The 19,696-nt window shown below is 70.6% G+C and carries 16 protein-coding genes; 12 read left to right on the top strand and 4 right to left on the bottom strand.

The features are described from left to right. Positions 1–18: 18 nt before the first annotated feature. Entirely contained in the window at positions 19–2,061 is a 2,043-nt protein-coding gene (gene paaZ, locus ACOJVX_RS08325) for a phenylacetic acid degradation bifunctional protein PaaZ (protein WP_422647382.1), read from the bottom strand. 65 nt (positions 2,062–2,126) lie between these two features. Here paaZ and ACOJVX_RS08320 point away from each other — a divergent pair, with 65 nt between their 5' ends. The 9 genes from ACOJVX_RS08320 (at position 2,127) to ACOJVX_RS08280 (ending at position 12,323) form a co-directional block, all read left to right on the top strand. Next, a complete protein-coding gene (locus ACOJVX_RS08320; protein ID WP_016701606.1) occupies positions 2,127–2,924 on the top strand; it encodes an enoyl-CoA hydratase/isomerase family protein in 798 nt (265 codons plus the stop codon). Positions 2,925–3,258: 334 nt separating this feature from the next. Further along, on the top strand, positions 3,259–4,092 hold the full coding sequence (locus ACOJVX_RS08315) for a helix-turn-helix domain-containing protein (protein ID WP_030228442.1): 834 nt from the start codon (positions 3,259–3,261) through the stop codon (positions 4,090–4,092). A gap of 718 nt (positions 4,093–4,810) precedes the next feature. Further along, positions 4,811–6,061, top strand: coding sequence for a right-handed parallel beta-helix repeat-containing protein (locus ACOJVX_RS08310; protein ID WP_418152637.1), 1,251 nt, complete (start codon positions 4,811–4,813; stop codon positions 6,059–6,061). Between the two features lie 388 nt (positions 6,062–6,449). Beyond that, positions 6,450–6,878 (top strand): hypothetical protein, encoded by a 429-nt coding sequence (locus ACOJVX_RS08305; protein ID WP_030228439.1) that lies wholly within the window; start codon positions 6,450–6,452, stop codon positions 6,876–6,878. After that, positions 6,875–7,474 carry a DUF3558 domain-containing protein gene (locus tag ACOJVX_RS08300; RefSeq protein ID WP_418152635.1) on the top strand — a complete coding sequence of 200 codons (600 nt, stop codon included), beginning with the start codon at positions 6,875–6,877 and terminating at the stop codon, positions 7,472–7,474. Before ACOJVX_RS08305 ends, ACOJVX_RS08300 begins: the two co-directional genes overlap by 4 nt. 348 nt (positions 7,475–7,822) lie before the next feature. Further along, the gene (locus tag ACOJVX_RS08295; protein ID WP_418152633.1) at positions 7,823–8,401 is read left to right on the top strand and encodes a DUF3558 domain-containing protein; all 579 of its coding nucleotides are present in this window, start codon (positions 7,823–7,825) and stop codon (positions 8,399–8,401) included. 338 nt (positions 8,402–8,739) lie between these two features. Further along, positions 8,740–9,339 (top strand): DUF3558 domain-containing protein, encoded by a 600-nt coding sequence (locus tag ACOJVX_RS08290; RefSeq protein WP_418152632.1) that lies wholly within the window; start codon positions 8,740–8,742, stop codon positions 9,337–9,339. 964 nt (positions 9,340–10,303) lie between these two features. Next, the gene (locus ACOJVX_RS08285; protein WP_418152630.1) at positions 10,304–11,641 is read left to right on the top strand and encodes a phenylacetate--CoA ligase family protein; all 1,338 of its coding nucleotides are present in this window, start codon (positions 10,304–10,306) and stop codon (positions 11,639–11,641) included. 13 nt (positions 11,642–11,654) lie between these two features. Then, positions 11,655–12,323, top strand: a complete 669-nt coding sequence (locus ACOJVX_RS08280; protein WP_418152629.1) for a TetR/AcrR family transcriptional regulator — start codon at positions 11,655–11,657, stop codon at positions 12,321–12,323. On the opposite strand, the gene ACOJVX_RS08275 is transcribed toward ACOJVX_RS08280, so the two are convergent. The 3 genes from ACOJVX_RS08275 to ACOJVX_RS08265 form a co-directional block, all read right to left on the bottom strand. Further along, positions 12,296–13,012: a YczE/YyaS/YitT family protein gene (locus ACOJVX_RS08275; RefSeq protein ID WP_030228817.1), complete on the bottom strand. Its 717-nt coding sequence runs from the start codon at positions 13,010–13,012 to the stop codon at positions 12,296–12,298. The two genes, ACOJVX_RS08280 and ACOJVX_RS08275, sit on opposite strands and share 28 nt — an antisense overlap. 218 nt (positions 13,013–13,230) lie before the next feature. Next, positions 13,231–14,418, bottom strand: a complete 1,188-nt coding sequence (locus ACOJVX_RS08270; RefSeq protein ID WP_051713543.1) for a hypothetical protein — start codon at positions 14,416–14,418, stop codon at positions 13,231–13,233. A 1-nt stretch (position 14,419) separates the two neighbouring features. Further along, a complete protein-coding gene (locus ACOJVX_RS08265) occupies positions 14,420–14,725 on the bottom strand; it encodes a hypothetical protein (RefSeq protein ID WP_016697700.1) in 306 nt (101 codons plus the stop codon). Positions 14,726–15,105: 380 nt separating this feature from the next. Between ACOJVX_RS08265 and ACOJVX_RS08260 the strand changes: the two genes are divergently transcribed. From ACOJVX_RS08260 to ACOJVX_RS08250, 3 genes are all read left to right on the top strand, one after another. Next, complete coding sequence (locus ACOJVX_RS08260; RefSeq protein ID WP_016697701.1) at positions 15,106–15,945, top strand: M23 family metallopeptidase; 840 nt, start codon at positions 15,106–15,108, stop codon at positions 15,943–15,945. Between the two features lie 490 nt (positions 15,946–16,435). After that, positions 16,436–19,075 (top strand): class III lanthionine synthetase LanKC, encoded by a 2,640-nt coding sequence (gene lanKC, locus ACOJVX_RS08255; protein WP_418152624.1) that lies wholly within the window; start codon positions 16,436–16,438, stop codon positions 19,073–19,075. Between the two features lie 46 nt (positions 19,076–19,121). Then, a complete protein-coding gene (locus ACOJVX_RS08250; protein WP_026418839.1) occupies positions 19,122–19,253 on the top strand; it encodes a SapB/AmfS family lanthipeptide in 132 nt (43 codons plus the stop codon). The last annotated feature ends 443 nt before the right edge of the window (positions 19,254–19,696 follow it).

Raw genomic sequence — 19,696 nt, 5'->3', positions numbered from 1 at the left:
GGTCCTCCCGGGTGGCGGTCAGCCCGCCTCGCCCGGCTTCTTCGCCACGAGGGTGAGCACGTCGTACCGGGCCACCGACTCGCCGTGCTGGTTGGTGACGTCGGCGTCCCACCGCACCTCGCCGTGGTCGGCGTCCACCCGGGGCGTGATCTGCTTCGCGGTGAGCGTCACGGTGAGGGCGTCGCCGGGGTAGGTGGGGGTGAGGAACCGCAGGCCCTCCAGGCCGTAGTTGGCCAGGACGGGCCCGGGCGCCGGGTCGACGAACAGGCCCGCCGCCAGCGACACCACCAGGTAGCCGTGCGCGACCCGCCCCTCGAAGAACGGGTTGGCGCTGGCCGCTTCCTCGTCGGTGTGGGCGTAGAACGTGTCGCCGGTGAACTCGGCGAAGTGCTCGACGTCCTCGAGGGTGACCGTGCGGGGCCCGGCGACGACGCTGTCGCCCACCCGCAGGTCCTCCAGGTGCCGGCGGAACGGGTGGACGTCGTCGACGGTGCGGGGCGCACCGGGCATCCAGCGGTTGGCCACGGCGGTGAGCACCCCCGGGCCGCCCTGCACGGCGGTGCGCTGCATGTGGTGCAGCACGCTGCGGATGCCCCCCAGTTCCTCACCGCCGCCGGCGCGGCCCGGGCCGCCGTGCACCAGGGCCGGCATCGGCGACCCGTGGCCGGTGGACTCGGTGGCGGTGTTCCCGTCGACCACCAGCAGCCGGCCGTGCCAGGGGGCCAGGCCCAGCACCACCCGGCGGGCGAAGTCGGTGTCCGCGGTGACCACGGAACCGGCCAGGCTGCCCAGGCCCCGGGCGGCGAGGTCGATGGCGTGGTCGGCGTCGCGGTACGGCAGCAGGGTGCTGACCGGACCGAAGGCCTCCACCTCGTGGACCGGGGCGGCGTCGGGGTCGTCGGCGCGCAGCAGGACCGGGGAGAGGAACGCGCCCCGCAGCGGGTCGGCGTCGAGCGGGTCCACCCGCTCGGGGTCACCGAAGACGGGGGTGGCGGTGGCCAGCAGGGCCTTGAGGGAGCGGCGGACCTCCTCCCGCTGTTCCAGGCTGGCCAGCGCGCCCATCCGGGTGTCCTGGTGGGCGGGGTTGCCGACGGTGACCTCGGCGAGCCGCGCCGCGACGGCGGCGGCCACCTGGTCCATCCGGTCGGCGGGCACCAGGGCGCGGCGGATGGCGGTGCACTTCTGGCCGGCCTTGACGGTCATCTCCGTGACCAGTTGGTCGACGAAGACAGCGAACTCGGGGGTGTCCTCGTGGGCGTCGGGTCCGAGGACCGAGCAGTTCAGCGAGTCCGCCTCCGCGCTGAACCGGACGGCGCGCCCGACCACCGCCGGGTGGGACCGCAGCCGGCGGGCGGTGGCCGCCGAGCCGGTGAAGGCCAACAGGTCCTGTTCGGTGAGGTGGTCGAGGAGGTCGCCGGCCCCGCCACACACCAGTTGGAGCGACCCTGGCGGCAGCAGACCGGAGTCCAGGACCAGTTCGACCAGGCGTTCGGTGAGGTACGCGGTCTGGCTGGCGGGTTTGACGAGGGTGGGCACGCCGGCGAGGAAGGCGGGGGCCAGTTTCTCCAGCGGCCCCCACACGGGGAAGTTGAAGGCGTTGATCTGCACGGCCACCCCGTGCAGGGGGGTGCACAGGTGTTGTCCCAGGAACCCGCCGTCCCGGCTGAGGCGTTCCGGCGGCCCGTCCACGTAGACGGTGTCGTTGGGCAGTTCCCGCCGCCCCTTGCTGCCGTAGGTGAAGAGCACGCCGATCCCGCCGTCGACGTCGAAGCGGGCGTCGAACCGGGTGGCGCCGGTGCGGGCGGACAGCGCGTGGAGCTCGGAGCGGTGTTCCCTCAGGTGCCCGGCGAGGGCCTTGAGCAGGGCGGCGCGCTGGTGGAAGGTCAGCTCCCGCAGGGCGGGACCGCCGACGCGTCGCCCGTAGGACAGGGCCGAGCCCATGTCGACACCGGCGGAGGTGATGGTCGCGATCCGCTCACCGGTGACGGCGTCGAGCAGCGGTTTTCCCTCATCCGTCGGAGTGAACCAGTCGCCGTTGACGTGGCTGCGCAGCGGACGCATCCGACACCGCCCTCCCGATTTTCACCCTTAACTTACCGACCATTCGTTTAGTACTGTATGGCAGCATGACTGACCGTGGGACGCAAGTACTCGTCCACATCAGGGAATCGGTCGCCACGATCACCCTGAACAGGCCAGAACGGGGAAACGCACTGACCACCGAGCTGAAGCGGGAGCTGGTGGCGGCGGTCAGGAGGGTGGGTTCCGACGAGGCGGTGCGTGCCGTCGTGCTCACCGGCAACGGTCCGGCGTTCTGCGTGGGGCAGGACCTCGCCGAGCACGCGGAGACCCTGCGGACGCGCCCCGACGAGGCGTTCGACACCGTCTCCGCGCACTACAACCCGATCGTCCACGGGCTCGCGACGATGCCCAAACCCGTGCTCGCCTCGATCAACGGCAGTTGCGCCGGAGCCGGCCTGGGCTTCGCCCTCGCCTGCGACCTGCGGATCGCCGTGTCCGACGCCCGCTTCCGCACCGCCTTCACCGGCATCGGGCTGACCTGTGACTCCGGGGTCAGCGCCAGCCTCGCCCGGGCCATCGGCTCGGCGAGGGCCAGCCAGCTCGTGCTGCTCGGAGAGCCGTTCACCGCCGAACAGGCCGCCGACTGGGGCATGCTCGCCCAGGTCGTGGCCCCGGAGCAGCTCGCCGAGACGACGGAGGCGCTGGCCGGACGATTAGCGCAGGGCCCGACGCGCGCCTTCGCCGAGGCGAAGCTCGCCATCGCCGCGTCCTGGGGTTCCACCCTGGACGAGACGCTGCACCGCGAGGCAGAGGCGCAGGCGCGAGCCGGCGCCACCGAGGACCACCGCCGCGCCACCGACAGCTTCACCCGCCGCCAGCCGACCACGTTCACCGGCCAGTGAGACGCGGCCGGGACCGGCCGGCACCGGTTCCGGTCAATCGAGCGACCCGAGGGCGGGGTCCCACCGCCGCCACGTGACCCGTCCCCTGCACACTCCCGGACCACCGCCCCACCCGCCGAGGGAGGACGCGGAACGCCGAACCACCGTGACTGAGGGAAATCGGGAGCCGCGGCGGTAACCTGCCCGTAACAGCGCGCATTCAGCCGTCACGCCGTCACCGAACCAGGCGAGCTCCTACCGATTCCGGATAAGGGAAATCTGACGGGTTCACGAGGTGTCGGTACGCCCGTTCGATCTAGTTTGACGCCCCGAGGCCACCGCTATCGTCGGGCGCATGAGACCCACCCTCAGGCAGCGCCGACTCGGTTCCGCACTCGCCCGGCTGCGCGACCGCGCGGGAATTGACATCGATACCGTGGCAGCCTCGATGGGTTGGACCAGATCGGACACGAGCGGCCGGGAGTCCGGCCGGACCGAGAGCTCACTCGCCGACATCGAACGGCTCAGCCGTCTCTACGACAGCACCGACGACGAGCGCGGCTGGTTGCTCGACCTCGCGGGGCGGCAGCGGGAGCGATGCTGGTGGCAGCCCTTCGGGGCCGCCGTGCCGGACACCTTCCTGGACTACCTGGAGTTGGAGGAAACCGCCACCGACCTGCACGCCTGGGAGATCGACCTCGTGCCCGGCCTGCTCCAGACACCCGACTACGCGCGGGCCGTGATCGAGTCGTGGATCCCCCGACCCGGACCCGACCTGGCCGAACAGCGGCTGCGGCTGCGGATGGCCCGGCGGGAACGGATGGGGCGGCTGAGGCTGTCGGTGGTCGTCGACGAGGGAGCCCTGCGGCGGCGGGTGGGCGGCGACCGCGTCTGGCGCGAGCAGTTGGCGAGCCTGACCCGGCTCCCGGAGACGGTGACCCTGCGGGTCCTGCCTTTCTCCGGGGGAGCCCACGCCTCGCACAGCGGGTCGTTCAGCCTGCTGACCGCCGTCGGCGCCACCGGTGTGGACCAGGCCGTCCTACTCGACAACGTCGGCGGCTCCCTCTTTCTGGAGGACGAGCCGGAAGTCCGGCGATTTCAGTCCGCATTCGAGGATCTGCGCGCGGCCGCGCTCGATCCCGAGAGCAGCCGCGACGCGATTCTGGACATTCTGCGGGCGAACGGATAGCGCACAAAGGAAGACCGTCGGGAATTCCCGCGCCGGCCGCGCGGCAGGCGTTCCCGGTCGGGTTCGGACAGGCGGACGTGACCGGGATCGGGCGGCCGTGGGCGGCCTCTCCGCGACCTCCCCGAGGCCGGGGGCGGTCCTGGCGTGGCGGAAGAGGCGGCGCCGACGGGGCCTCCACGCGCCCTCCGTGCGGGAGGCTCGGGTGGACGGGCCGGCCCGGCGGCCGCGTCCCCGCCAGAGCACCGAGGAGCGGGGGACGGCGCGACCAGGACCGACCGCGACGGAGCTCGGCGCCGAGCGGCCAACACCGGACGTCGGCGACGGGGTCCCCCTCCGACGACCCCGCCCCAGGCAGGGGGACGGCGCCCACCGACCCGCGTCCCCCGGGGCGGGGCTCATCCCGGCTCCCGTCGAGCGGATACGGGGAATAGTTGTCGAGAAATACCGACAGTTTGTTGTCTTGACACCACTGTGGCTGGTTGTTGAAATGGTCAAGTCGACTTGGCAAACGCTTACCGCTACGTGATCATCCACGCCGGCGAGGGAACGGGCGCGCGTTCCGGAGCCGGCCGGTCGAAGGCCGTCGAACGCGATCGAATACGTGTCGAACACGAGCCGAACGCCGTCGGTTCCGAAGCTTTCTCGGGGTGGTGGTTCCGCCCCGAGGCGACCCGACCGCACACCACCCGGTAAGCGCCCCGACCACCAGGAGTGAGAGATGGGCCGCAACGGCGCACCCCCCGTCCTCGGCCGACGAGCCAGCTCGGTGACCACCGCGCTCCTCGTCCTGGCCACCGCGACCGCGACGCTGGCCGCCCCGGCGTCCGCCGACACCCCCCACCCATCCCCCACCGGCACCTCAGCCGGAACGGAACTCGCCCGGCACGCGGCACCAGCCACCGAACCCGCTCCCCGGCAGGACTGCGGGGCGGGGGACACCGACGCCGCCGCCGTGCTCGACGCCGGAACGTGGCGGGCCACCAACGGCGGCCAGACCGTCTACACCGGACCGAGCATGCTGGAGGCGATGCGCGCCGCAGTCGGCAGCCTCACCCCCGGCCGGACCAGCACGGAACGGGTCGTCGTGCACGGGTCGGGCGACATGCCCGCCAACCAGTCCCTCGACCTGCCCAGCCACACGACCCTCGAGGTGTGCGGCACGGTCAACGTGACCGGCACCCCCACCGGGGACAACGCCGTCGTCCGGGGACGCGGCGTCACGAACGTGGAGATCCCCCACCTGAGCGTGACCGGGGCGCCCTGGTTCGGCCTGTTCTTCCGCAACGGCAGCGACATCCACCTCGGCCAGATCGACCTCCAGCTCTCCGGAGGGCTGGGGATCCGCATCGACAACCACGCCGACCGCGCCGTGCGCACCACCGGCGTGCGGATCGACGACGTGCGGGTGTCGGGCACCAACAACCACGGCGTGGAGACCTACGGCGTCGACGGGCTGACCGTCGGCACCGTCGTCGCCCGGGACGTCGCCTACTCGGGGCTGCTGCTCAACGACACGATCAACGCCACCGTCGGCACCGTGGACGCCGTCAACGCGGGCACCGGCACCGGGTACGCCGCGTTCCGCATGGCCAACCGCAACGGGCGGATCGGCGACGGCTACCCCACGAACATCCACGTCGGCGAGGTCATCGCCCGCGGCGGCGGACGGGGCGTGTTCTGCGTCTCCGAGAGCGGCGGAGCGGTCATCGACCGCGTCGACATCGCCGACACCGGCAACAACGCGATCCTCATCGAAAACTGCCACAACATCGACATCGCCGCCGACGGCGGCAGCGTCACCGGTGGCGGCGACATCCGCATCGCCGCCAGGACCGACTTCGCCAACACCTCCGACATCACGCTCCAGAACCTCACCGTCACCGACTCGGCCATCACCGAGAACCCGTGCGGCGAGAACATCACCATCCAGAACAACACCCTGGTCAACAGCGCGCTGAACATCTGTTGACCCTCGACCCCGCGCCCTCCCGCTGAGTTACTGGGACCGTGGTCCCCCACCGATCACCCGGTCGGGGGCCACGGTGGGAGGGCTCGGTGCCGACCCCTGATCCACTCCGAGACACCCGGCTCCCAGGCCAGGCCCCCGCCTCGCCCACACCCCCACCCCGGACGGAACCGGAGCACCGCCGGCGACGCCGAGCGGCGAGCCCCGTCCAACCACCACGTCCCGGCTGACTCCTCCCCACGGCCACCCCACCAGCGCGCGGACGAAGCCAGCTGGCGCGGGCTCCGCCCAGAGTTGGGTCATCGGTGGGTAGCACGGACCGAACCGCCAGACTGTCGCTGCCAGTGTTGGTAGTTTCACCCGAGGCGAGAACTCGTGGGTGGGAGGACTCATGCACATCGAGAGTGGCGGTGAGGGCGGACAGCCGACCTCCATGCCCGATACCGGCAAAATGATGGGCACCATCGGACACTTCCGTGCCGCAGCAGCCGCCGGCAAGGTCACCATCGATCCGGACAGCGCCGAGGCGATGGCAAGGAAGATCGACGCCATAGCCGAGAGAGCGAAGGGACGGCGGCGCCGGGTCCGACAGCTAGCTCAGCGAGTTCCCCTCGGTTCAAGCCCGGTGGCCCTGCAGATGTCTGAGCAGACCAAGCTCAGCGCGGTCGGAACGCCGCAGTCCGCTGCGGAGAATCTCGAGCTCTACATCGAGGCGCTGACGGAGTTGGCGGCAGCCATCCGAGCCAGTGCTCGAAGCACTCAGGCCGCAGACGAGCAGACCGCAGCCGAGCTCAACCGGCTGGGAGGGAACGAGGCGTGAAGCGCAGGGATGTGGGCGTGTGGGGAACAGCCCTGGGACTGGTGACACTGCTGTCTGCCTGCACCAGCACGGAACAAGGAACCGCAGTCGCCGTGGACCCGACAGTGAATTCCTCCCTTCCAGGAAGCGCCAATCCGTCGGCGACTGTGAGCCCCACCGAACAGCCAGGGGTGGATGTGGCAGCAGAGCTGTCAGGCATGCTGCCCTGCGACATCCTCAGCGACGAAGAAGTAACCTCCCTGGGCTTCGACCCGGAGACCGCCACGTTCGATGACGTCGGCCTGGCCTACGACTGCGTCTACCGTCCGCCGGGTGGAGGCAACCCGCTCATGTCAGTTCAGTTTGCCTGGAATCTTAGCGTTGATCAGCTGAATCTGACGAACTACACGGTCGAAGAAATCAACGTAGGACCGTTGCGCGCGCTCCGCATCCTTGACAAACCCGCAACGGAACATTGTCAGATTTCGATAGACTTGAGCGAGCAGGCCCACGTGTCAATCGCTGTGGATTACGCGGGAACACTCGAGCAGGCGTGCGCCATAGCGGAGGAAACCGCAGCGGCAGTGGAGCCGTCGTTGCCTCGGTCTTCGGACTGATAGGCCGACCATGGTGCCCCCGGGGTCCGGACGTTCCGAATCGGGCACGCTCACATCGCTGGCGCGCCGAGGGCACTGTCCTCGTTCCTCCCTCGGTGTGGGCTGTGGGCAATGTCATCTGCAATGCCCGTGGTGGGGTGGCGGTAGGTAGTTCGGGAAGGGATCAGCAACGTCGAGCCCGCCCCAACGCCGCCATCTCAAGGACCATCCTGCCCATGTCGAGGCGTTGACGGAGTTGGCGGCGGCCATCCGAGCCAGTGCTCGGAGCACTCAGGCTGCGGATGTGCAGACAGCAACCGGGTTCAACCGGCTGGGAAGGGATGAGGCGTGAGGCACAGGAGTGTCGGCGTGTGGGGAACAGCCCTGGGGCTGGTGGCACTGCTGTCTGCCTGCACGAGCACGGAACACGGAACCGCAGTCGCCGTGAACCCGACAGTGAATTCCTCCCTTCCAGGCAGCGCCAATCCGCCGGCGACTGCGAGCCCCGGTGAACAGCCAGGGGTGGATGTGGTGGCGGAGCTGTCGGAGATGTTGCCCTGCGAAATCCTCAGCGACGAGGAACTAACCACCCTGGGCTTCGATCCGGAGACCGCCACGTTCGATGACGTCGGCGTGTCCTACGACTGTCGCTACCGTTTCCCGGGCGGGGAGCGTCCGGTCATGACGATTCAGTTGGACTGGAATTACAGCGTCGATCAGCTAAATCTGACGAACTACACGGTTGAGGAAATCAACGTAGGGCCGTTACGCGCACTCCGCATCATTGGCAAAACCGCGTCAGAACATTGTCAGATTTCCTTGCACCTGAGCGAGCATGCCCATGTGTCAGTTTTCGTACATTACGCGGGAACCCTCGAGCAGGCGTGCGCCATAGCGGAGGGCACCGCAGAGGCGTTGGAGCCTTCATTGCCTCGGTCTTCGGACTGACCAGGCTGACGGTGGAGCTCACCGGGTCCGGCTGACACGAATCGACGCATGCCCGCATCATTGAAATGACCTTATTCCTCCCTCAGTGTGAGCAGCGGGCAACGCCATGTGCGATGCCCGTGCTGGCACGGCGGCGTGAAGTTCGCCTCCACGCTGTCACGCAATGGACTGGAAGGACCAGCATCGTTAAGCCTGGTTGGCCCTCTACCCCAAGGACGGTCCTGCCCACGTCGAGGCGTTGACAGAGTGGGCAGCAACCAGCCGGACCTGCCCGGAGCACTCGCAGCTCCGAGGATTCAGAACACAGCCGGGTGCAAGCGGCTGGGAAGGAATGAGACATGAGGCACGGGGGCGCCAGGACGTGGGGAACAGCCCTGGGACTGGTGACGCTGCTGTCTGCCTGCACCAGCACGGAACAAGGAACCGCAGTCGCCGTGAAACCGACAGTGGACTCCTCCCTTCCAGGCAGCGCCACTCCGTCGGCGCCTGGAAGCCGCGGCGAACAGCCAGGGGTGGATGTGGCAGCAGAGCTGTCAGGCATGCTGCCCTGCGAAATCCTCAGCGATGAAGACATCACCACCCTGGGCTTCGACCCAGAGAGCGCCACATTCGATGACGTCGGCCTCGCCTATGACTGCGGCTACCGCTTGCCCGGCGGAGGCAGCCCGATCATGGCAATTCAGCTGAACTGGCAGCGCAATGTTGATCAGCTGAATCTGACAAACTACACGGTCGAGGAAATCAGCGTGGGACCGTTGCGGGCGCTCCGCATCATTGTGAAACCCCCATCGGAACATTGTCAGATTTCGTTGGACTTGAGCGAGCAGGCCCACGTGTCCGTTTTTGTAACTTACGCGGAGACAACCGAGCAGGCGTGCGCCATAGCGGAGGACACCGCAGCGGCGGTGGAGCCGTCGTTGCCTCGGTCTTCGGGCTGATCAGGCCGACCATGGTGTCCCCGGGTCCCGGACGTTCCGAATCGGGCACGTCCGCATCGCTGGCGTGCCGAGGACACTGTCCTCATTCTCCCACGGTGTGGGCGGTGGGCAATGCCATCCGCAATGCCCGTGGTGGGGGTGACGGTGGGCAGTTCGCCTCCATGCCGTCACGCAATGGACTGGAAGGACCAGCAACGTTGAGCCCGTCCGACCCCGCTATCCCAAGGACCATCCTGCCCACATCGAGACGTTGACGGGGTTGGCGACGGCCAGGTCTGAGCGGGTCAGGCCCGTGCGGTCGAGCTCCGCTGCGGCTCCGCTGGTGAGGGTTCCAGCGTCAACACTGCTGAGAGCGAGAACAGGCTCGTAGCCGCCATACGGCACCGGCTGGCCGCCTACACCACTGACCGCGCCCGCTGAGTTCGCAACGTCACCGGTTCGGCCAGCACGGAGAATTCGCCCCAGGGAGCGCGGCAGCATCCACCGACACCCTTGTCAACAGTGCGCTCAACCTCTGCTGATCCTTGACACCGCGCCCTAGCGCTGCGTTACTGGGACCGAGGTTCCCCACCGACCATTCGGTCGGGTACAGGGCGGGAGGGCTCGGTGTCGAACCCGGTTCCGCGCCGAGGCACTCGGCGCCGCGACCAGGTCTTCCGCCTCGCCCACGATTCCGAGGGCACCGGGGCCGGCCCGGGACGGCGGGCGGCGGGACGCGCGCACACCGTGGCGGGTCGGCCACTTCCCGGGCGCTGGCACGAGCTTCCCAGCAGGCGGTCCCGAACGGATCCCGGCGGACCACCACCGGCCCACCACCGGCCCACCGCGGACCACCACCGGCCCACCTCTGGGGCGGAGACCGGGTTCCGCCGCGACGAATGCGAGACACCACCCCTCGCCGCCGGACCGTGCCACGCCGCCGAACCGACTGCACCGGACGAGCCACCGGGACAGGAGCGCACGCATGACCGACCAGCCCACCCACTCCGATTCGCCGTCCCGCACCGGACGCGGGGCACCGGGGGAACGTCCCCGGCTCTCCGCCGACGAACTGGCGGCGCTCCAGCTGGTCCGGCTGCGGTGGACGCTGCGGCACGCCTACGACAACGTGCCCTTCTACCGGCGCCGCTTCGACGAGGCCGGGGTGCGTCCGGAGGACTGCCGGTCGCTGTCGGATCTCGCCGGGTTCCCCCACACCACCAAGGACGACCTCCGCCGGAACCACCCGTACGGGATGCTCGCCGTCCCTCCCACCGACCTGCGCCGCATCCACGCCTCCAGCGGGACCACCGGCGTCCCCACCGTCGTCGGCTACACCCGGCGGGACCTCGACATGTGGGCCGAGGTGGTGGCGCGGTCGCTGCGCGCCGCGGGGGCACGGCCGGGGCAGCGCGCGCACATCGCCTACGGCTACGGCCTGTTCACCGGTGGCCTCGGCGCGCACCACGGCGCGGAACTCCTCGGTTGCACCGTCATCCCCGCCTCGGGTGGGATGTCGGCCCGCCAGGTGCGGCTCATCCGGGACCTGCGACCGGAGATCGTCCTGGCGACCCCGTCCTACCTGTTGACCCTGCTCGACGAGTTCGACCGGCAGGGCGTGGACCCGCGGGACGCCGGGCTCCTGACGGGCGTGCTGGGCGCCGAACCCTGGACCGAGGGGATGCGCGCGGAGATCGAGGGCAGGTCGGGGTTGACCGCCGTCGACATCTACGGGCTGTCGGAGATCATCGGTCCCGGGGTCGCCCAGGAGTTCCCGGAGGCCGTCGGCGCGTTGCACGTCTGGGAGGACCACTTCTACCCCGAGGTCCTCGACCCGGGCGGGACGCCGGTCGCCCCGGGCGAGCGAGGGGAACTGGCCATCACGACCCTGACCAGGGAGGCCATGCCCCTCATCCGCTACCGGACCGGTGACCTGTCCGCCCTGACGCCCGGCGCCGGCGTCCCGTTCCGGCGCATGGCGCGGATCACCGGTAGGACCGACGACCTCCTCATCCTGCGAGGGGTGAACCTCTACCCCACGCAGGTCGAGGAACTCGTGCTCCGAACCCGGGGGCTCTCCCCGCACTTCGTGCTGGAACTCACCCGGGAGGCCAGGTTGGACCAGCTGACGATTCGGGCCGAGGCGGTGTCCGGTCTCGCCGCGGACCGCTGGCCAGCCGTGGGCGGGGAGCTGTCCGACCTGGTTCGCGGCGAACTGGGCCTGCGGGTCGGGGTGGAGGTGGTGGCACCGGGCACGCTGGAACGGTCCTCGGGGAAGGCACGACGCGTGCTCGACAACCGTGAGACCACGGGGCCGGCCTGAGACACTGACCGCCATGACCGACGGGCCCGCCGAACGCGCCAGCCGCCGGGGACGCCCCGGCTACGACCTCGACTCGCTGCTCACCGTCGCGGTGAGGGTCTTCAACGAGCGCGGTTACGACGGCACGAGCATGGAGGACCTGGCCAGTCGGCTGGGCATCACGAAGTCGGCGATCTACCACCACGTGGCCGGGAAGGAGGAGTTGCTCCGGCTCAGCGTGGACCGGGCGCTGGACCAGCTCTTCGCCGTGGTCAACGAACCCGACGCGTGCCGGGGGCCGGCGATCGACCGGCTCGAGTACGTGGTGCGCCGCAGCATCGCCGTGCTGGTGGACGAACTCCCGTTCGTGACCCTGCTCCTGCGGGTGCGGGGCAACACGGCGGCGGAGCGGCGGGCGCTGGCCCGCCGCCGCGAGTTCGACCGGCTCGTCAGTGACCTGGTGGAGCGCGCCGAGAGCGAGGGCAGCATCCGCCGGGACGTGGACCCCGCGCTGACCAGTCGGCTGCTCTTCGGCATGCTCAACTCGATCATCGAGTGGTACCGGCCCCGGCGGGGTCTGACCGCCGTCGACCTGGCCGATGCCTTCGTGAAGATCGCCTTCGACGGCCTTCGGAGCCGCCCGGACGCGCCGCTGTCCCCGGTACCGGACCCTGGTCAGACCGGTTCGCCCGCGGGTGCGTGACGCACGGGTCCGCTCGGCTCGCCGACGGTGCCTCGGGTGAGCCATCCCGGCAGGCGGGACGGCGTCCGCTCGGGCGCCGGGTTGGGGGCGGGCGTCGCCGGCGGGACCCGGAGCCGGGGGACGAAGAAGTGCACCAGCGGCCCGATCGCCAGGGCGAAGACCACGGTGCCCACCCCGACGGTGCCGCCCAGGGACCAGCCGACGGCGAGCGCGGCGACCTCGATGAGCGTTCGGGCCCGCCGCACGGGAACGCCCCGCGCCGCCAGCCCGGTCATCAGGCCGTCCCGGGGACCCGGTCCGAGACCGGCCCCCAGGTACATCGCCGTTCCCACGGCGTTGATCACCAGCCCGGCGAGTAGGAACCCCACCCGGACCGGCAGCTGTTCGGGGGCTGGGACCCACTCGATCACGGTGGCCATGATGGGGCCGATCAGGAGCACGTTGTGCACGGTGCCGAACCCTGGACGTTGCCGCAGCGGGATCCACAACGCGAGGACGATGGTGGACACACCGATCACCACCCACGCGAGCGGGAGGCCGGTGCTGCCCGCCAGCCCCTGGTGCAGCACGTCCCACGGATTGAGGCCGAGTTCGGCCTGGAACATCAGTCCGAGTCCGCCACCGAACAACAGCAGTCCGAGGTAGAGGTTCAGCACACGACGCAGCCGCGTGCCGGTCCGCCCAGCCATTTACATCCCCCTGCATGGCATGTCAAGTCCCTGTTATCACACTGTATAGGCAGGGGAGACAGCCTCGCGACCGGGTTTGTCCACTCTCTCCCGTCCACAACTGACCCTCCGTGACGACACCCCGCCGAGGAATGGTCCTTTGTGGATTTCCGAGGCGCGAAAGGGCTGGTCCCGCCCCGGGGAGCCCGGGGCGGGCGGGGTCGGCGCACCGCCGTTCGTCACCCCATGGCGTCAGGCACGGAGAAGACGACGCGACTGCCCGGGTACTCGGTGTGGGTCCAGGCCCGCCCACTGTCGGCCTCGTAGGAGATGTCCTCCGGTCCGATCGGCAACGCGGAGGAACTGCTGGCGACCCCGACCTGACCCCGGTAGAGCAACCCACCGGTGTTCCGCCCCCGGCTCCGGACCATCAGGAAGGTGTCGTCGTGCGACACGGCACCCTGCAGGTTGGTGTGCGGCGAGCGGTAGGCCGCGTCGGCGGCGACCGTGCCGGCCGAGTCGACCGTCAACAGCCCGGTGTCGGTGTCCAGCGGCCACCGCACGAGGCGCGCACCGGGCACCCCGTCGTAGTACTCCCCCGTCAGCAGCGAGGGCGGCGAGGTCGACCGGTCCACCGCCAGGTACGAGTAGCACAGCGGCTGGTCCAACGAGTCCGGCGGCCGCACGCAACCCCCGGTCTGCGTGTACGCCCCCACCTGGGGAACGACGTACCGGTAGTCGTGGGCGTAGTACCGGCCGTCGGACCCCAGGCCGATGCGGTCCTTCGAGGCATCACCCTCGGTGCGCCAGACCGTGCGCAGGTCGAACACCCGGATTCCCCGGGAGGTGTCCACGACGTACAGGTGGTCGCCGTACCAGGCGAGGCCCCCGGCGTGGATGTTCACCGCCCGGAAGTCGTCGGTGCTCGTCGGTTCGACCAACAGGACGTGCCGGTAGCGGGGCGCGGCCGGGTCGTCGTAGTCCACGAACGACACCCGCACCCCCTTGTCGTCGGTGTTGTACCAGCTCACGAGGATGGCGCGGTGGCCGGCGTAGGACCCGTCCCCGGTGGCGTCCCAGGACGCGGTGATGCCCTGCGGGTACCACTCCGGCGTGCCGTCGTCACCGCTGTTCCAGCAGAACCCGGTGGCCCCGGTGACCCCCGTGGCGTGGCACAGGCCCCGTGCCTCCCGGTTGGCGTCGGCGAACACCTCGGCGGCGCTGGCCTGGGTCACCCGGGTCTCGAGTCCGGCGATGCGTTCGCCGTAGGTGTCGAAGGTGCCGTTGTCGGAGAGCCGGTAGGGGTCGCTGGGGATGGTCGTCAGCGTCGTCTGCGCCGGGGTGACGGCCTCGCCAGGCTCGGCGCCGGCCACGAGTGATGCTCCCGCCACGGTGGCGGCGGTGAGCAGTCCGATCAGTCTCGTCACGTCAGTCCGTCCCATCACTGGTCGGCCCGCACCCGGTCACGTCCCACGCTCCGCCACCGGTCGGTTCGGCGGCCCGTGCCTCGTCGGGCCCACCGGGGGCTGTGCCGGGAACGGGCCAGCGCACGGGTTGGTCGTCGAGGGTGGATGTGGACCTGGGATCATCCCGCCGCCGTACCACCACCACGACACCGGTGTTCCCGCTGGTCGTGGCGGTCGGACCGAGATCGGGCACGCCGGGCGGCGGGCGTTGCTCGATCTGCGCGCGCAGCCAGAGGGTAACCAGCTGGGGTCTGATCGCGGAAGTCATTCACCACAGTCCGGGGGATGACCGGGGTCGCCGCCTCCACCGTCCACCCGAGGACCCGCCCCGAACCCTCCACCGTCCGGTGTGGTGCCCCACACCGACCCGACACGTCCACACCGGCGCTCCCCGGGCCAAAAACGGGGCTGCGTCCAGCTAAAGCCCCGACAAAGATCCACTTCCCGCGCGGCGAGCCACCCGGCCGCAACGCCGCAGCACAATCGGGGTGGCCGACCACCGGCGGCGGCTGCCCGCCGGGCGCCCTACGCCGTTCGCCTCCGCCGGCGTCCGAGCGAGGGGCTGTCGGATTCGCGCCCCCTGTGATCACATGACCACTCCCTGCCAGCGGCGAGGTCTCCGCTGGTGAACCCGTCGGGAGGACGCTGATGTACAGACGTCTGGCGGCGCTCGTCGCCGCAGTGGCCATCTCCGCCGTCGGCCTGGTCATCAACCAGGGCGAGGCCCAGGCAGCACCCAACTTCCGGCTGCCCTTCGAGTGCGGTGAGACCGTCACCGCGAACACCCGCGCCAACCACAGCCCAGCACAGGCGATCGATTTCCAGCGGGGCAACATCAACGGGCTGCCCGTCGTCGCCTCGGCCGCCGGCACGGTCTCCCGGGTGGAGAACACCGGGAACACCAGCTACGGCCGGTGGATCGAGATCAACCACGGCGACGGGTGGAGGTCCCGCTACGCGCACCTGTCCTCGCAGGCGGTCTCGGTGGGACAGCGGGTGACGCAGGGCCAGCGGATCGGCAACGTGGGTTCGACCGGCGGATCGACCGGGCCGCACCTGCACTACGAGCACCTGCAGAACGGGTCCCCGGTGCGGATCAACACCATCGACGGGCAGCGGATCACCTACTACGGCAACACCACCGTCACCGCCTGCGGCGGCGGTAACCCCTACACCCCGCAGCAGGCCTGCGGCACCGGGTACGGCGTGATCAACCAGCGCGCCCTGGGCTCGGCGGCCACTGTCTACCTGCTGTACAACGCCTCGAACGCGCACAACTGCGTGGTGACGATGAAGCAGAGCTCCATCGGCACGCCCACCGCGACCTCGGCGTTCCTGGAGGTCCAGGGCAAGTCGCGCAAGACCGATTCCGGCTCGTTCTCCTACTACGCCGGGCCGGTTCGCGACGCCGCCCCCGCCACCTGCGTCAAGTGGGGCGGCTCGGCGGGCGGCCAGTCCTGGGAGAGCCCCTTCCAACACTGCGGCTGAGCCACCGCTCCACCACTGGCCGGTCCGCGTGCCCCAGGGCACCCGGGCCGGCCTCCGCGTCTCCCGGCACCGCCCCGGACCGACCGTCCCCACAGCACACCGCCGCAGCTCTCCTCCTCGACCGTGATCACTTCGCCCACCGAGCGCCACATTCGACTACTCACCGTAGTTACCTGTGGGGCAGGTGGCCGTCAGTCATTCACACCGGCGGGCCGAGGCGCTCCCCCGCTGGTCCCCACGGTCGCCACCACCGGTACCCGTCATATCGGACGGACTCCGGGGTTTCCCGGTGGGAAAATCACCCCACCGCACTTCACTCGGCTGAATCCCACAACCGGGTGCACCCCACCGCCCGATATGACTCAATGCCGTCAAATTCCCGTCACAGTCCGGCACTGATGGAGCAGTCGATTCACATCTTCGGCGTCTTGGCCGGTGCTCCCCGTCGTGGGGAAATGTCCTGGCACCGGTCACGGGAGGGACACCACAGATGGATTCACGGTACGAGGCGTACTGCTTCGCGAATCCGTTCTTCTACGACGTCCCCTCCCAGGACGGCCCGGAAGCGGCCGGTTTCCTGGCGGAACTGCCACCACCACCGGATGACTGGGACGTCACCACCCGCGACGTCTGGCAGGTCCTCCGCCCCTCGGGCACGTCGATGGCCGCGCAGGGCTGGAAGATCCACGTCTCGGCGACCCTGGACAACGCCCGGCACGTCCTCGCCGTCGTCTACCAGCACTGCCTGACCACCGGCACACCCCTGAAGTTCCTGCGCACCGAGGACATCCTCCTCACGCGGAACTCCAAGTACGCCGCCCGGGAGTCCAGCGGGAAGTTCGTCACCGTGTACCCGCCGGACGAACGGTCCCTGCGCGACACCGTCACCACGCTCAACGACCTCCTGCGCGGTCAGGCCGGCCCGTTCGTCCTCAGCGACCTCCGGTACGAGGCGGGCCCCCTCTACCTCCGCTACGGCGGATTCCTCGAACAGTGGGTCACCGGGGACGACGGGGAACCCGTGACCGCCATCGCCCGGCCCGACGGGACCCTCGTCCCCGACCTGCGGCGCCCGGTGTTCCACACCCCGGACTGGGTGGAGGTGCCCCCGTTCCTTCGGCCCCAGCTCGCCGCGCGGAAGGCCCGGGCCGGCGGCGAGCAGCCCTTCATCATCGAACGCCCCCTGCACTTCTCCAACGGCGGCGGCGTGTACCGGGCGGTCCGGGTCAGCGACGGCCGCCCCGCGATCCTCAAGGAAGCCCGCCCGCACGCCGGCCTCGACCGCGACCGCCGGGACGCCGTCGCCCGCCTCGACCAGGAACACCAGGCGCTCAGCGCCCTCGACGGAGTGACCGGCATCCCGGCCGTCCTGGGCCGCTTCCGGTACTGGGAACACGAGTTCCTCGCCCTGTCCGTCCAACCGGGGATCCCCCTCGGGCAGTGGCTGGCCCGGCACTACCCGCTCAGCCGGCCACGCTCCACCCCCGGCGAACGCGCCGACTTCACCGAACGGGCCTTCCGCATCCTCGACCAGGTGGAGGCGCTGCTCCACCGGGTCCACGACCTCGGCTACGTCTACGGGGACCTGCACGACCGCAACATCCTCGTCGACGAGAACGACCAGGTCTCCCTCGTCGACTTCGAGCTGGCCCGCCCCTCGGCCGAAGCCACCCGCTCCGCGCTGGGCGCCCCCGGCTTCGCCGCACCCCCCGACCGGGTCGGCGTCGACGCCGACCTCTACGCCGCGGCCGTCCTCCGGCTGTGGATGTTCCTGCCCATGACGGCGCTCACCGCACTGGACCCGGGCAAGGCCGAGACCTTCGTCCGCTTCGCGATCCGGGCGTTCCCCCTGTCCAGCGCCGACTTCGGCGACGCCGTCCTCGGCCAGTTGCGCCCCCGCACCCCGGCCACCACCCCCGCCGACGCGCCGCCGCCCTCGGCGGGCCTGCGGGCGCTGGCCACCGACCGCCCGGACTGGGCCTCGGTGCGCGAGTCGGTGGCCACGGCGGTCCTGCGCAGCGCCACCCCGCACCGCCGGGACCGGCTGTTCCCCGGCGACATCGAACAGTTCCGGGGCGGCGGCGCCACCCTCGCCCACGGCGCGGCCGGTGTGCTCCACGCCCTCGCCGCCACCGGCCACGGCCGGCATCCCCACCACGAGACCTGGTTGGCGGACTCGGTCCGCCGGGACCCGCCGCGCCGCCCCGGCCTCTACGACGGCGCGCACGGCATCGCCCACGTCCTGGAGGAACTGGGACGGCACGAGCTGGCCGACGAACTCCTCACCGAGTTCGACCCGCTGCTCCCCCACCTGACCCGGCACGGCCTCGGCTCGGGACTGGCCGGCATCGCCCTGAACCTCCTGCACTTTGGCGCCCGCCGAGCCGATCCTGGGCGCACCGACCAGGCGCTCGTCCTCGGCGAACGGCTCCTCGCCGCCGTTCCACCACCGGCCGCCGCCGGACCCAGGGGCAAGGGGCGCGCCGGGCTGCTGCACGGCTGGTCGGGACCCGCCCTGCTGTTCCTGCGGCTGTTCGAACTCACCGGGGAACGGCGGTGGCTGACGGCCGCCGACGACGCCCTGGCCGCCGACATCGCCGAGTGCGGGGAGACCGAGCACGGAGCGCTGCTCGTCCGCGACGGCTCCACCCGCATGCTGCCCTACCTGGAGGTGGGCAGCGCCGGGATCGTCGTCGTGCTGGAACAGCTGGCCGGACACGCCCCGGACAGCCCCACCGCCGGCCAGCTGCCCGGGCTGCGCCGCGCGTTGCTCGGCGAGTTCGCGATCCAACCGGGGCTGTTCCTGGGCCGGGCGGGTCTGATGGTGGCGCTGGCCGCCGGGGTCCGCCGCGACCAGGACCCGGAACTGGTGGCCGCGCTGCGCCGGCACCGCGCCCGCCTCGCCCTGCACGCGATCCCCCACGAAGGGGAGGTCGCGTTCCCCGGCAACCAGCTGCTGCGGCTGTCGATGGACCTGGCCACCGGCGGCGCCGGTGTCCTGCTGGCCCTCTCCGCCGTCGAGGGGGACCTCCACCTGCCGTTGCTGCACCCGGGGGCGTCCTCCAGCGGGAGCGGTGAGCCCACCGGCCGCCAGGACTCGGCGGCGGCCACCCAGAACCCCCGCCCGTGACACACGGGCGGGCAACCAGGGAATCATCCAGGAAAGGAAGTGCGCTATGGAGTCGGTTCTCGACCTTCAGGCGATGGAGGCCACCGAGGACGCCGCCGAGTTCGCCAGCCCCGGTGGCAGCCAGGCCAGCCTGCTGCTCTGCGGTGACAGCGGCCTGAGCGTCCTCACCTGCCGCTGAGCCGGCACGTGGCCTGAGGGCCACGCGACCGGGAACGATCGAGAACGGAGGATGGGAGCGGCACACTCGTCCTGTGCCGCTCCCAGTCCCATCCTCGACCATCACCCACCCGCGCGGAACCCGGTCCCACCGGCGCCGGAGGCGCGTGGGCACTGGAGTGGGCGGCCGTGCCGAACCGACCAGGTAGCCATCCGCGAACCGTGGTGAGGCGCGCCGGCACGCATGCCGTCATCGTCCTGTGCCCGGTCGGCGAGGCCGGTGATGAACCGTTGCTCGGCCTCAAGTGGATGACCGAGTACCTGCGCGAGGAGCTCGCCGAGACGCCCGTCACGGGGATACGTCGTGTAGGTGAGCGGTCAGCCCGGACGAACGAGTTCCGGCGCGCGGGAGAACGCGCGAGCCGGGACGTCGGAAGTCCTCGGGGTCCTTCAGTGGCGAGCGGG

Origin of the sequence: Actinoalloteichus caeruleus, assembly GCF_049311605.1 — a bacterium.
In the GTDB taxonomy this organism is placed as follows: domain Bacteria; phylum Actinomycetota; class Actinomycetes; order Mycobacteriales; family Pseudonocardiaceae; genus Actinoalloteichus_B; species Actinoalloteichus_B caeruleus.
The sequence above is the reverse complement of the archived record's forward strand: the minus strand, read 5'-3'. Positions and strand labels throughout refer to the sequence as shown.